The 12059-nt window shown below is 66.0% G+C and carries 9 protein-coding genes; 5 read left to right on the top strand and 4 right to left on the bottom strand.

Translation table 11 applies throughout. The features are described from left to right. Positions 1 to 404 precede the first annotated feature (404 nt). The 3 genes from hrpB (at position 405) to DSD28_RS19085 (ending at position 4852) form a co-directional block, all read left to right on the top strand. Entirely contained in the window at positions 405 to 2876 is a 2472-nt protein-coding gene (hrpB, locus tag DSD28_RS19095) for an ATP-dependent helicase HrpB (RefSeq protein WP_162911461.1), read from the top strand. A 28-nt stretch (positions 2877 to 2904) separates the two neighbouring features. Continuing rightward, positions 2905 to 4206 carry an ActS/PrrB/RegB family redox-sensitive histidine kinase gene (locus DSD28_RS19090; RefSeq protein WP_119258001.1) on the top strand — a complete coding sequence of 434 codons (1302 nt, stop codon included), beginning with the start codon at positions 2905 to 2907 and terminating at the stop codon, positions 4204 to 4206. Between the two features lie 76 nt (positions 4207 to 4282). Beyond that, a complete protein-coding gene (locus tag DSD28_RS19085) occupies positions 4283 to 4852 on the top strand; it encodes an ActR/PrrA/RegA family redox response regulator transcription factor (RefSeq protein WP_119258000.1) in 570 nt (189 codons plus the stop codon). Here the strand turns inward: DSD28_RS19085 and DSD28_RS19080 are convergent, their stop codons facing one another. Further along, entirely contained in the window at positions 4853 to 5383 is a 531-nt protein-coding gene (locus DSD28_RS19080; protein ID WP_119257999.1) for an MmcB family DNA repair protein, read from the bottom strand. Between the two features lie 369 nt (positions 5384 to 5752). On the opposite strand from DSD28_RS19080, the gene DSD28_RS19075 reads away from it, so the two are divergent. After that, the gene (locus tag DSD28_RS19075) at positions 5753 to 6418 is read left to right on the top strand and encodes a L,D-transpeptidase (RefSeq protein ID WP_119257998.1); all 666 of its coding nucleotides are present in this window, start codon (positions 5753 to 5755) and stop codon (positions 6416 to 6418) included. Between the two features lie 243 nt (positions 6419 to 6661). Here DSD28_RS19075 and DSD28_RS19070 read toward each other — a convergent pair whose 3' ends face one another. Beyond that, positions 6662 to 8830: a malate synthase G gene (locus DSD28_RS19070; protein ID WP_119257997.1), complete on the bottom strand. Its 2169-nt coding sequence runs from the start codon at positions 8828 to 8830 to the stop codon at positions 6662 to 6664. A 227-nt stretch (positions 8831 to 9057) separates the two neighbouring features. Between DSD28_RS19070 and DSD28_RS19065 the strand changes: the two genes are divergently transcribed. Beyond that, positions 9058 to 9630, top strand: a complete 573-nt coding sequence (locus DSD28_RS19065) for a hypothetical protein (protein ID WP_162911460.1) — start codon at positions 9058 to 9060, stop codon at positions 9628 to 9630. Here DSD28_RS19065 and DSD28_RS19060 read toward each other — a convergent pair. Together DSD28_RS19060 and DSD28_RS19055 are read right to left on the bottom strand one after the other, a co-directional pair. After that, the gene (locus DSD28_RS19060) at positions 9575 to 10984 is read right to left on the bottom strand and encodes a cytochrome P450 (RefSeq protein WP_119257995.1); all 1410 of its coding nucleotides are present in this window, start codon (positions 10982 to 10984) and stop codon (positions 9575 to 9577) included. The two genes, DSD28_RS19065 and DSD28_RS19060, sit on opposite strands and share 56 nt — an antisense overlap. 111 nt (positions 10985 to 11095) lie before the next feature. Further along, on the bottom strand, positions 11096 to 12043 hold the full coding sequence (locus tag DSD28_RS19055; RefSeq protein ID WP_245424873.1) for a DUF1402 family protein: 948 nt from the start codon (positions 12041 to 12043) through the stop codon (positions 11096 to 11098). Positions 12044 to 12059 lie beyond the last annotated feature (16 nt).

The following is a 12059-nucleotide window of genomic DNA, read 5'->3' as shown; positions in this document are numbered from 1 at the left end:
GGCCCAATTCTCACCAGCTTCTCAAGGAAACCCTAGAGCGAGTTCGTCGGCCGCCAGAAGCGCCGCCGCTCTCGTTCGATGAGCGGCGTTATAGGCCCAACGTTTCAGGCCGTCAACAGGCATAATCACAAAAATGCAAAAAACATTCAAGATATTGAAATTCAACGGATATCTTCGCTGTCAGCTGCTTTGATGGCTTGAATAGCTCAGGAAATCCATCGAAAATCTTGTCCAGGTGGTAAAATTGACCGTCCGGATCGTTTTACGTGTCCTCGCCGCCGCATAGAGACCCTCCGCCCCTTCTCTCGGCTATCGGAGCCGGCTATTCAGGCGGAGGAAACAGAAGCGGAGAAATCCATGTCCAGCCTTGCAGAAGGCACCTTCCTCACCGATCGATGCATGCAATGACGGTATCTCTTATAGACCGCCTGCCGCGCCTGCCCGTTTCGGAGGCTCTCCCTTCCCTGGGCAAAGCGCTTCATGTGGGCACGCGCGTGGTGCTTTCCGCGCCGCCCGGCGCGGGCAAGACGACGCTGGTGCCGCTCTTCCTGCTCGACGCCACCTGGCGGGGTGACGGGAAGCTCATCCTTCTCGAGCCGCGCCGGCTTGCCGCCCGCGCGGCGGCGGGCCGCATGGCGGAGCTGCTGGGTGAAAAGGTGGGTGAGACGGTCGGCTACCGCATGCGTCTCGATAACCGCGTCTCGGCGAAGACCCGTATAGAAGTCGTGACGGAAGGCGTCTTCGCCCGGATGATCCTCGACGATCCCGAACTGTCGGGCGTTGCCGCCGTGCTCTTCGACGAATTCCACGAGCGTTCGCTGGATGCGGATTTCGGTCTCGCGCTGGCGCTGGACGTGCAGGCGGCTCTCCGGGACGATCTTCGCCTGCTCGTCATGTCGGCAACGCTCGATGTGGAACGGGTCTCGGCGCTGCTCGACAATCCGCCGGCCATCGTCAGCGAGGGGCGGAGCTTCCCGGTGGATGTGCGCTATCAGGACCGCCCGGCGGGCGAGCGTATAGAAGCCGGCATGGCGCGTACCATTACAGAGGCGCATCGCAGCGAAAGCGGGTCGATCCTCGCCTTTCTGCCGGGGCAGGCCGAGATCACCCGGACTGCCGAGCGGCTGGAGGGCCGGTTCGGCCCGGAGACGGCGATCGTGCCGCTCTACGGCAATCTCAGCCAGAAGGAACAGGACGCCGCAATCCGCCCCGCCCCCGCCGGTACGCGGAAAATCGTGCTGGCAACTTCCATTGCCGAAACCTCCATCACCATCGACGGCGTGCGCATCGTCATCGACAGCGGCCTGCAGCGCCTGCCGGTCTTCGAGGCGGCGACCGGCATCACGCGACTGGAGACCGTGCGGGTGTCGCGCGCCTCGGCCGACCAGCGCGCCGGCCGCGCCGGGCGAACGGAACCGGGCATCGCGATCCGGCTCTGGCATGCCGGCCAGACGGCGGCGCTGCCCGCCTTCACGCCGCCGCAGATCCTTTCCAGCGACTTTTCCTCCTTCATGCTCGATCTTGCCCATTGGGGTGTGACCGATCCGGCTGACCTCCGGCTCGTCGACCAGCCGCCGGCAGCGGCGGTGGAGGAGGCACGCAACCTGCTTCGCCTGCTCGGTGCGCTGGATGAGGCGGGTGCGCTCACCCCGGCAGGCAAGCGCATTCGCGAACTGGCCTTGCCACCGCGGCTGGCCGCGATGATCCTGCACGCCGCCGGCGATGGCCAGCAGGCGGCAGCCGCGCGGCTCGCCGTGCTGCTCACCGAACAGGGTCTCGGCGGCTCGGCAGTGGATATAGAAGAACGCCTGCGGCGCTTCGCCAATGAGCGTGGCGAGCGGGCCGAAGCGGCGAAGCGATTGGCGCAGCGCATGGCGGATGGTTTCGGCAAGGCCGCCTCCCCCTCCGCGAGCACGCCGGGCGCGCTACTGCTGCACGCCTTTCCCGATCGCGTCGCCCTGCAGCGCGGCGGACGCGGGCGCTTCGTCATGGCGAACGGGCGCGGCGGCGAGTTGCCGGAGACGGAACGGCTGGCGGGCGCGGAGATGATCGTCGTTGCCGACCTTACCGGGCAAGCGGGCCGGCAACGCATTCTCGCGGCGGCGGAAATCGACCGATCCACCGTCGAGGCCGAGCTTGCCGATAAGATCGTGCGCGAGGACCAATGCGTCTTCGACCGGGCGAGCCGGCAGGTGCGGGCGCGGCGGGTCGTGCGGCTCGGCGCGATGATCCTCGAGGAAGCGCCGCTTCCGCGGCCGGGCGGGCCGAAGGCGGCGCAGGCGCTTGCCGAAGGAGTGCGCCAGCTCGGCCTGCAGGCCCTGCCCTTTTCCCGCGAGGCGGCGCAATTGCGCGACCGGATCGGCTTCCTTCACCGTTCCATCGGCGAGGCCTGGCCGGACACGAGCGACGAGGCGCTGCTTGCGCGGCTCGACGACTGGTTCGTTCCCTTCCAGGAGACGACGCGCGGCATCGACGACATTTCCTCGGGCAGCCTGCAGGAAGGGCTGCTGGCGCTGGTGCCCTATGAGGTGCAGCGCGACCTTGCACGGCTCGCGCCCACGCATTTCGAGGCGCCGACCGGCCAGCGCCATCCGATCCGCTATGACGGCGCGGAGCCGGTGCTGGCGATCCGCGTGCAGGAACTGTTCGGCTTGAAGCAGCACCCGGCCGTTGCCGGCGGACGTCTGCCGCTGCTCCTGGAGCTGCAATCGCCCGCGCACCGCCCGATCCAGACGACGCGGGACCTGCCCGGCTTCTGGGCCGGTTCCTGGCGGGACGTCAGGGCGGACATGCGCGGGCGCTATCCGAAACATCCCTGGCCGGAGGATCCGGCCGAGGCCATGCCGACGACGCGCGCCAAGCCGCGTGGCACTTGAGGGCGACGATATTCAAAGGAGACGAAGCATGACAGGCTATCAGGATATCGATTTCGAGGGCTCCGGCCGGCGGCTTCGCCTCGAAACGCTCATTCGCCTGCGCTGGCTGGCGGTGGCCGGCCAGACGATCAGCGTCGTCGTCATCGCGCTGTGGCTGAAATTCCCGCTGCCGCTGCTGCCGGCCCTCGTGCTGATCGCTCTGCTGGCGGCGGTGAACTTCTTCCTGGCCGTGCGCTTTGCGCCGGCCCATCGCCTGACGCCGCCGTCCGCCTTCCTGCTGCTCGCCTTCGACCTTTGCCAGCTGACGGCACTGCTCTTCATCACCGGCGGCCTTGCCAACCCCTTCGCGCCGCTCGTCTGCGTGCCGGTCATCATCTCCTCCTCGCTCCAGCCGGTGCGCTTCAGCCTGACGCTCGGCGGGCTCGCCGTCGCCGGCATCACGGCGCTCGCCTTCACACCCTTCCCGCTGCCCTGGTATCCGGGCACGCTGCTGGTCGTGCCGCCGGTGCTGACGGCCGGCTTCTGGTTCGCCATCGTCTCGACCACCGCTTTCGCGGCCTTCTACTCCTACCGGGTATCGCGCGAGGCGGGTGAGCTTTCCGATGCGCTGGCAGCGACGGAACTCATCCTCCAGCGCGAAAAGCACCTTTCCCAGCTCGACGGACTGGCGGCGGCGGCGGCCCACGAACTCGGCACGCCGCTCGCCACGATCAGCGTGGTCGCCCGCGAGATGGAACGGGAGCTCGGCACCGACGACCGCTTCAGGGAAGACGTGCAGCTCCTGCGCAGCCAGAGCGAGCGCTGCCGCGACATCCTGCGCCGGCTGACGACGCTTTCCACCGAGGACGAGGCGCATATGCGCGTTCTGCCGCTCTCCTCCCTCATGGAGGAGGTGCTGGCGCCGCACCGCGAATTCGGCATCAGGCTCAATCTCGTCGAGAACGGCGAGCGGGAAAGCGAGCCGGTCGGCAACCGCAATCCCGGCATTCTCTACGGCCTCGGCAATCTGCTCGAAAACGCCGTCGACCATGCCCGCGAGGAGGTCACCGTCACCGTCAGCCACACGCCGGAGCGGGTGACCATCGTCATCGAGGACGACGGCGACGGCTATGCGGCGGATATCCTCCAGCGCATCGGCGACCCCTATGTCACCAAGCGGCAGAAGGACGAGCGGGCCGGCGGGCTGGGGCTCGGGCTCTTCATCGCCAAGACGCTGCTGGAGCGCTCGGGCGCGAGGCTCACCTTCGGCAACCGCACGGGCGACCGGCCGGGCGCGCGCGTCTCGGTCGATTGGCCGCGGGCGCGGATGGAGGCGAAGGGTGCGAAATGACTTTACCCGCACCATCTTACAGGTGATAAGCTGACCGCGATCAAGAATGGACGAAAATCGGCCACGGAAGACGAAAATGGCAGAAAACACCGAACCGCAGACCGCAGCCGACGATATCGGCCCCGATCCCTCGCTCCTCCTGGTCGATGACGACGCACCGTTCCTGCGCCGGCTCGCCCGCGCCATGGAAACGCGCGGCTTTGCCGTCGATACCGCCGAATCGGTGGCCGAGGGCATCGCCAAGGCCAAGACGAGCCCGCCGAAATACGCGGTCGTCGACCTTCGCCTCGGTGACGGCAGCGGCCTCGACGTCATCGCCGCCATCCGCCAGCGCCGCGACGACACGCGCATCATCATGCTGACCGGCTACGGCAATATCGCGACGGCCGTGAACGCGGTGAAGCTCGGCGCGGTCGACTATCTCGCCAAGCCCGCCGATGCCGACGACATCTTCGCCGCGCTGACGCAGCGCCCTGGGGAAAAGGTCGAACTGCCGGAAAACCCGATGTCGGCCGACCGCGTGCGCTGGGAGCATATCCAGCGCGTCTACGAGATGTGCGACCGCAACGTCTCCGAAACGGCCCGCCGCCTCAACATGCACCGCCGCACGCTCCAGCGCATCCTCGCCAAGCGCGCGCCGAAGTAATCAGGCCGGCTCGTCCCGGCGTCCGGAGACGATGGCCGAGATGTCCGGCCCGTCCCGCCGGGCATCCATGGAGAATTCCGCAAGCAGCAGCCGGCCCGCGGCGACGCGGGCGAAGGCGAAGGTCACGGCCTTGCGCGTCGGGGCGGAGAGCCTGTGCTCCGGCGCCTCGCGCAGCATATGCGCGCCGTAGCCGTCGGAAAGGATGAGGCCGCACTCCTCCGGGAAGATGTCGAGCGGCACGTCCTTGTGGGTGGCAAAGAACAGCCGGTCGCAATGGCGGCGGTAGTCCGGCCATTTGCGGTCGACGCGAAAGTCCTCGATCGACGTCTTGATCTCGATGATCCAGATCTCGCCCTTGTCGGACAGGCTGATGAGGTCGGCGCGCCGGCCGCTCGCCAGCGTCAGCTCGGGCAGGACCGCATGGCGCATGTCCATCAGCATGCGCTGGACACCCCGGCGCACCATCATGGCGCGGTCGGACTGGCGGCCGTCGAGCAGCGGATTGTCGTTGTGCAGCGAAACGATCGTCATGGGGTTCCTCGGCGAATCGCAGTCTAGCGCGAATCGCCCGGCCTGAAAAAGTTAAGAGAGGGCCGCCGCCGGATCATGCAGCAAGGCTTCGTTAACCGCGCGAAAAGGTTCCTGTGCGATGACGGGTCAGCCGGCGGAATGACCGTTGAACGGCGCGTGAAGGCGTGCTTGGCAAGGAGCCGGGGCCAGCGAAAGCGGCAGTCGACCGGCATTGTTGTTGCAAAAAAACACTTCTCCGGTTTTTTGCTTGCGCGCGAGCCCGCACCATGCCGCACAGACTTGCATTGACCGGTTTAATCGAAAATAAACCATAGTCGATAAAAGTTCTGCGTCTCGGAACTTCTTAATTCCTGATCCTAAGAGAATCACATGCGCTTCCGCAATGCCCTCCTTCTGTGCGGCCTGGCAGCGGCCGTCACCCTCGCTGGTTGCTCCACCGCCCCGTCCGACTCCGCGCCGGGCGAAAAGGTGGCGACAAATGCCATCTTCACATCGGATTATGGCCCTGTTGAGGACAACGGCTACGCCCTGCCGGCGATTCCGATCAACAAGGTGAACACCAAGTTCCACCGCCAGATCGTCGATTACGCCACCAGCGAGAAGCCGGGCACGATCATCGTCAACACGCCGAACCGCTTCCTCTACTACGTGCTGCCGGGCGGCAAGGCCGTTCGCTACGGCATCGGCGTCGGCAAGCAGGGCTTTGCCTGGCAGGGCGAGGCCTATGTCGCCTGGAAGCAGGAATGGCCGACCTGGCATCCGCCGAAGGAAATGGCGGACCGCAAGCCCGACGTCGCCCGCTACGTCAAGGACGGCATGGGTCCGGGCCTGAAGAACCCGCTCGGCGCCCGCGCGCTCTACCTCTTCAACGAGAAGGGCCAGGACACGCTGTTCCGCCTGCACGGCACGCCGGAATGGGCCTCCATCGGCACCGCCGCCTCGTCAGGCTGCATCCGCCTGATGAACCAGGACATTATCGACCTCTACAAGCGCGTCCGCCCCGGCCACAGCGCCCGCGTCGTCGTCCAGCAGTAAGCGCAGGACACCGCATTCATGAAAAAGGCCGCCGGTCATCCCGGCGGCCTTTTTCTTTGCGGCGTTGCCCCTCATCCGCCTGCCGGCACCTTCTCCCCGTAGACGGGGAGAAGGGATATGCCGCACCGTTTTCCGCATTACGGGAAGCCTTTGCCTCCTTCGCCTTCTCCCCGCTTGTGGGGAGAAGGTCGCGGCAGCGGGATAAGGGGCGAAGCGGTAGGGAACTTCCCCGCCGTCACATTCTCAGGCGTCCGCAGCCTTCAGCTCCAGTCGGCGGCGATGGAGGACCGGCTCGGTATAGCCGTTCGGCTGCTCGCGGCCCTTCAGGACGAGGTCGAGCGCGGCCTTGAAGGCGATCGAGGTGTCGAAATGGCCGGCCATCGGGCGGTAGAGCGGGTCGCCGGCATTCTGTCCGTCGACGACCGCGGCCATGCGCTTCATCGTCTCGAGGATCTGCGCCTCGGTGACCACGCCGTGGTGCAGCCAGTTCGCCATGTGCTGGGCGGAGATGCGCAGCGTGGCGCGGTCTTCCATCAGGCCGACATTGTTGATGTCCGGCACCTTGGAGCAGCCGACGCCCTGGTCGATCCAGCGTACGACATAGCCGAGGATGCCCTGGGCATTGTTGTCGAGCTCGCGCTGGATCTCCTCCGGCGTCCAGTTCGGGCGAACCGCGACCGGGACGGAGAGGATATCGGAGAGCTTTGCACGCGGACGCGAATGCAGCGAAGCCTGCACATCGGCGACATCGACCTTGTGGTAGTGCGTCGCATGGAGCGTCGCGGCCGTCGGCGAGGGAACCCAGGCGGTGTTGGCGCCGGCCTTCGGATGGGCGATCTTCTGCTCCAGCATCGCCGCCATCAGGTCCGGCATGGCCCACATGCCCTTGCCGATCTGCGCATGGCCGGACAGGCCGCATTCGAGGCCGATATCGACGTTCCAATTCTCGTAGGCGCCGATCCAGGCGGCCTGCTTCATGTCGCCCTTGCGGATCATCGGGCCCGCTTCCATCGAGGTATGGATCTCGTCGCCGGTGCGGTCGAGGAAGCCGGTATTGATGAAGACGACGCGGTCCTTGGCGGCGCGGATCGCCTCCTTGAGGTTGACCGTCGTGCGGCGCTCCTCATCCATGATGCCCATCTTCATCGTGTTCGGGGCCATGCCGACGGCGGCCTCGACGCGGGCGAAGAGCTTCGAGGCGAAAGCGACCTCTTCCGGCCCGTGCATTTTCGGCTTGACGACATACATCGAGCCGGCGCGCGAATTCTGACGGCGGCCGTTCGGACCGACGTCGTAGAGCGCGATCAGCGCGGTGACCATGGCGTCCATGATGCCTTCCGGCACCTCGTTGCCGTCGCGGTCGCGGATCGCCGGATTGGTCATGAGGTGGCCGACATTGCGCACCAGCATCAGCGAACGGCCGGGCAGCGTCAGGGTCGAGCCGTCGGGCGCGGTATAGACGCGGTCGGGGTTGAGCCGGCGGGTGAAGGTCTTGCCGCCCTTGACGACCTCTTCGGAAAGGTCGCCCTTCATCAGGCCCAGCCAGTTGCGATAGACGACGACCTTGTCCTCGGCATCGACGGCGGCGATGGAATCCTCGCAGTCCATGATCGTGGTCAGCGCCGATTCGATGACGACGTCGGCGATATGCGCCGCATCGTCCTTGCCGGTCGGCGTGGAGGCGTCGATGCCGATATCGATATGCAGGCCGTTGTTGCTCAGGAGGACATGGGTCGGGGCGGAGGCATCGCCGACATAGCCGGCGAACTTGTTCCCGTCGGCAAGACCCGTCTTGCCGCCGCCGGTCAGCGCGACGACGAGCTTGCCGCCCTCGACCGCAAAGCCCGCCGCATCGCGCCAGGAGGCGCCGGCGAGCGGCGCGCTTTCATCGAGGAAGCCGCGCGCCCAGGCGATGACCTTCGCGCCGCGCACCGGATTGTAGCCCTTGCCCTTTTCCGCGCCGTCCGTTTCCGGGATCGCGTCCGTGCCGTAGAGCGCATCATAGAGCGAGCCCCAGCGCGCATTGGCGGCGTTCAGCGCATAGCGTGCGTTCATGACGGGTACGACGAGCTGCGGGCCGGCAAGGCTCGCGATCTCCGGATCGACATTCTCCGTCGTCACCTTGAACGCGCCGCCCTCGGGCAGCAGATAGCCGATCTCGCGCAGGAAGGCCTCGTAGGCGGCCATGTCGCTCGGCGCGCCGTTCTCGCGGTACCAGGCATCGAGCTTTTCCTGCAGCGCGTCGCGCGTCTTCAGCAGCGCGCGGTTTTCTGGCGCGAGGTCATGCACGATGGCGGAGAAGTCGGCGAAGTAGCGCTCTGCGTCCACGCCCGTACCCGGCAGGGCCTCGTCGACGAGGAAATCATAAAGCGCGCTGTCGATCGAAAGACCGGCTTTTTCGGTAAAAGGCATCTGAAAAACTCCGAATGACGGGACGAAGGGGGAGTATCCCGAATGGTGTCACTTTCAGGAGCTTTCATTCATAGTCAATTCGGCAACAGCATAAAGAATTTATTCCGCTCCGGATAAAATCATATTTTTGCCGGCGCGGGACGGTTGCGGAAATGGCCGGAAACCTTTTCAAAACAGAGCCGCAATGGTGTTATGTCGCGCCCATGCCGAAGAACGAGGAACCGCCCGTGATCGCCCTTTCCCCGCCGCAACGCCCTTCGGGCCGGAAGCCGTTTTCGGCGAGCCTTCTTCTCGCCGCCGCCCTCCTCCTTGCCGGCAGCCTGCCGGCGGGCGCGCAGGAAGAGGACGAAGGCCAGTACCGGGCGCAGATCCCCGATGTCGCGATCTACAAGGCGATGCTGGACGCCAACAAGCAGACGGGCTGGGTGCAGTTCCGCGAATTCGCCGGCCAGCAGCTCATCTATTTCACGGCCTTGCAGACCATGCATTGCCGGCTGAAGGAAGTGCGCTACTCGATCAATTCCGACGCGCTCGACAAGACCTTCCCGATGGCGGAATGCGATCCGGAGCTGCCCTTCAACCTGCCGTCGGACGACAGCCAAAACTGGCTCTACCTGAACCTCAAGCCCGGCGAGGCCGAGACCATCGCCGTGCAGGCCGTCTGGGACGACGGCAGCGGCAGCGAGATCGTCGTCTACCAGCCCTGCAAGAACCCGGAGGCGACCTGCGCCTCAATCAAGACGATCAAGAAGGCGAAGAAGCGCTCCGACGAGCCGTCACCCTCAACGCCAGCCCGTTAGCCGGCTGCGTCGTCAGGCGCTGCACCGGCCAGGGCTTTGTCTGCGCCGTCATGTCGAAGCGGAAGCGATGCATCAGCACGCCGAGCGCGATGATCGCCTCCTGCATGGCGAAGGTCGCGCCGATGCAGATGCGCGGCCCGGCGCCGAAGGGCAGATACTGGAAGCGGTGGATCGCCTCGCGGTTCTCCGGCAGGAAGCGCTCGGGCATATAGGCACGCGGCCTCTGCCACAGCAGCTCGTGGCGGTGCAGCGTCCAGGGCATGACGAGGATGGTAACACCCTTGGGGATTTCCACCGCCTCGCCGGAGAAGCTGGTCCACACATCGTCGGCGATCGCCTCGCGGTTGATCGAGGGCGCGGGCGGATAGAGCCGCATCGCCTCCTCGAAGGCGGCGCGGGTCCAGGGCATCCGCTCCAGCCAGTCGACGGGATCGGCGCCGCTTGCCACGACACGGTCGATCTCCTCCTCCATCGCGTCCCGCACATGCGGGGAATTGGCGAGGCAATAGAGCGTCCAGGCGAGCGCCCGGGCCGTCGTCTCGTGGCCGGCGCCGATGAAGGTGAGGATATTGTCCTCCACCTCCTCCATGGTCAGGCCCTCCGGCCCCGCCGCGCGCAGCAGCAGCGTCAGGAAATCGCTCGGCACCGTCTCGCCGTCCGCCGCTATGCGCTTGAGGCGCAGCTCCATCGTGTCGCGCACGATGCGGCGGAACTTGCCGAGCACCTTCAGGCCGCCGATCCGGGTCACCCGCGGCACCCATGACGGCGCGCGCAACAGATCCATCGGGTCGACGCGGCCCATGGAGTGGAGGAGATCGTCCACGTCGTCGGCGAAATTGTCCGAGGAGGTGACGATCTCGCCGGAAAACAGCGTGTCGGAAAGCACGGCGAAGGCGAGCTCGGTCATGTCGTTGCCGATATCGAAGACCGCGCCCTCCGCGCCCTCGTATTTCTGCGCGTAAAGCTCCGACTGCGCCAGCATCTGCGTGGCAAAGCCCCTGGCGTGGCGCGGCGTGAAGATCGGCGCGACGGCCTTGCGCGAGCGGCGCCAGACCGCGCCCTCGGCCGTCAGCAGCCCGTCGCGCAGGATCGGGCGCAGCACGAGCTGGCGGACGGTCGCCATCCTGTAGTTCTGGGCATTGTCGACGAGGAGATGTTTGATGAGGCCAGGATCGTTGACGATCAGCGTCTTCTCGCCGAAGAAGCTCGTCATGATCCAGGGCAGCGTATAGGAGGGCACGCCCCACAGTTCCAATGGATTGCGGAAGACGGTCCGGATGATCTCGATCTTCGAGGGCGGCACCGTGCGGGGAACGGGCGCGGGCGGTTCGAACGGCTCGGGACGCATGTCCATCGTCTTCTTCCTTTCAATCGGCTTGCCCGGAGTGTGGGCCGAGAGCGAGGCAGAAATCAGGGCAGGCCCCGCAAAAGCGCGCGGCGCCCTTCCGGCCGGACCTGCGGAAAGCTAGAGCAGGCCGCGCAGTTCCGCCAGCTTGTCGTTGATCAGCCAGCCGTAATAGTTCTCTTCCGGCCAGGTCGCCTCGCCGGCCGCGCGGCGCGCGGCGAAGGCCGCGGCGCGGGCATCGGGATTGCCGATATTATAGAGCGTCGCCGTCAGGCCGGGATTTTTCGAAATGTCGACGCCGGCGGTCTTCCTGTAGGCGTCGATGGAGCGGCGGATCGCGGCGGCCATGTAGGCGAGCGAGGTGTCCGGGTCCATGATCGCCTGGTAGACGCCGGCCGCGTCGTTCTCGTCGAGCCTGTCATAGCCGGAGATGCGGGCGACGTCGTCGGTGAGCGTCAGGGCCGTCAGCGGGTTGATCTGGCCGAGGCCGAAGGTCTGGCCCGCATAGAAGGGCTGGAAGAACACCGCGCTGAAGCGGTTGTTCGGATAGGATGTGCCGCCGACCGTCCGGCCCTTGAAGGTCTTGTTCCAGACGCCCTCGCGGCAGGTCCAGAGCGCATAGGAGCCCTTCTTCGACGCGCATTGGGCGAATTCCGGCCGGGCGATGAAGTCGCCGACCGTCTCGCCGTCATAGGCGAAGCGGAAGTTGCCGGTATAGGACGCGGCCTTCACATAGTAGCTCTGCAGCCGGTCATAGGCGTCGACATTATAGGTATGCTCGCCGACGATGGCGCCGACCATGTGGATCGGGTCGATGCCGTATTTCGCGGCGGTCGACTTGATCTTGCCGGTGAGCTGGCGGTCGTTGGCGATGAGGTCGCGCACCTTCTCGTACTTGGCGTCGAAGGAGGTCTTGCCGGCCTTGGTGCGGCGCGTGGAGGCGCCCGGAATGGCCGGCTGCTCGGCATTGCGGTTGCCGGGCGGAACCACGTCGATGGCCAGCGCCGTTGTCTGGCTCTGGACAAAAAGGGCGGCTGCAAGGGCAAGCACAGGCAAGAACTGTCGCACGATTCCGTTTCCCGTC

Origin of the sequence: Shinella zoogloeoides (genome assembly GCF_003574625.1) — a bacterium.
Lineage (GTDB): Bacteria > Pseudomonadota > Alphaproteobacteria > Rhizobiales > Rhizobiaceae > Shinella > Shinella zoogloeoides_A.
This window is presented reverse-complemented; position numbering and strand designations above follow the sequence as displayed.

Excerpts from the sequence above, each read along its gene's own strand:
- hrpB (WP_162911461.1), top strand. The coding sequence starts at position 405 with ATGACGGTATCTCTTATAGACCGCCTGCCGCGCCTGCCCGTTTCGGAG.
- DSD28_RS19090 (WP_119258001.1), top strand. The coding sequence starts at position 2,905 with ATGACAGGCTATCAGGATATCGATTTCGAGGGCTCCGGCCGGCGGCTT.
- DSD28_RS19085 (WP_119258000.1), top strand. The coding sequence starts at position 4,283 with ATGGCAGAAAACACCGAACCGCAGACCGCAGCCGACGATATCGGCCCC.
- DSD28_RS19080 (WP_119257999.1), bottom strand. The coding sequence starts at position 5,383 with ATGACGATCGTTTCGCTGCACAACGACAATCCGCTGCTCGACGGCCGC.
- DSD28_RS19075 (WP_119257998.1), top strand. The coding sequence starts at position 5,753 with ATGCGCTTCCGCAATGCCCTCCTTCTGTGCGGCCTGGCAGCGGCCGTC.
- DSD28_RS19070 (WP_119257997.1), bottom strand. The coding sequence starts at position 8,830 with ATGCCTTTTACCGAAAAAGCCGGTCTTTCGATCGACAGCGCGCTTTAT.
- DSD28_RS19060 (WP_119257995.1), bottom strand. The coding sequence starts at position 10,984 with ATGGACATGCGTCCCGAGCCGTTCGAACCGCCCGCGCCCGTTCCCCGC.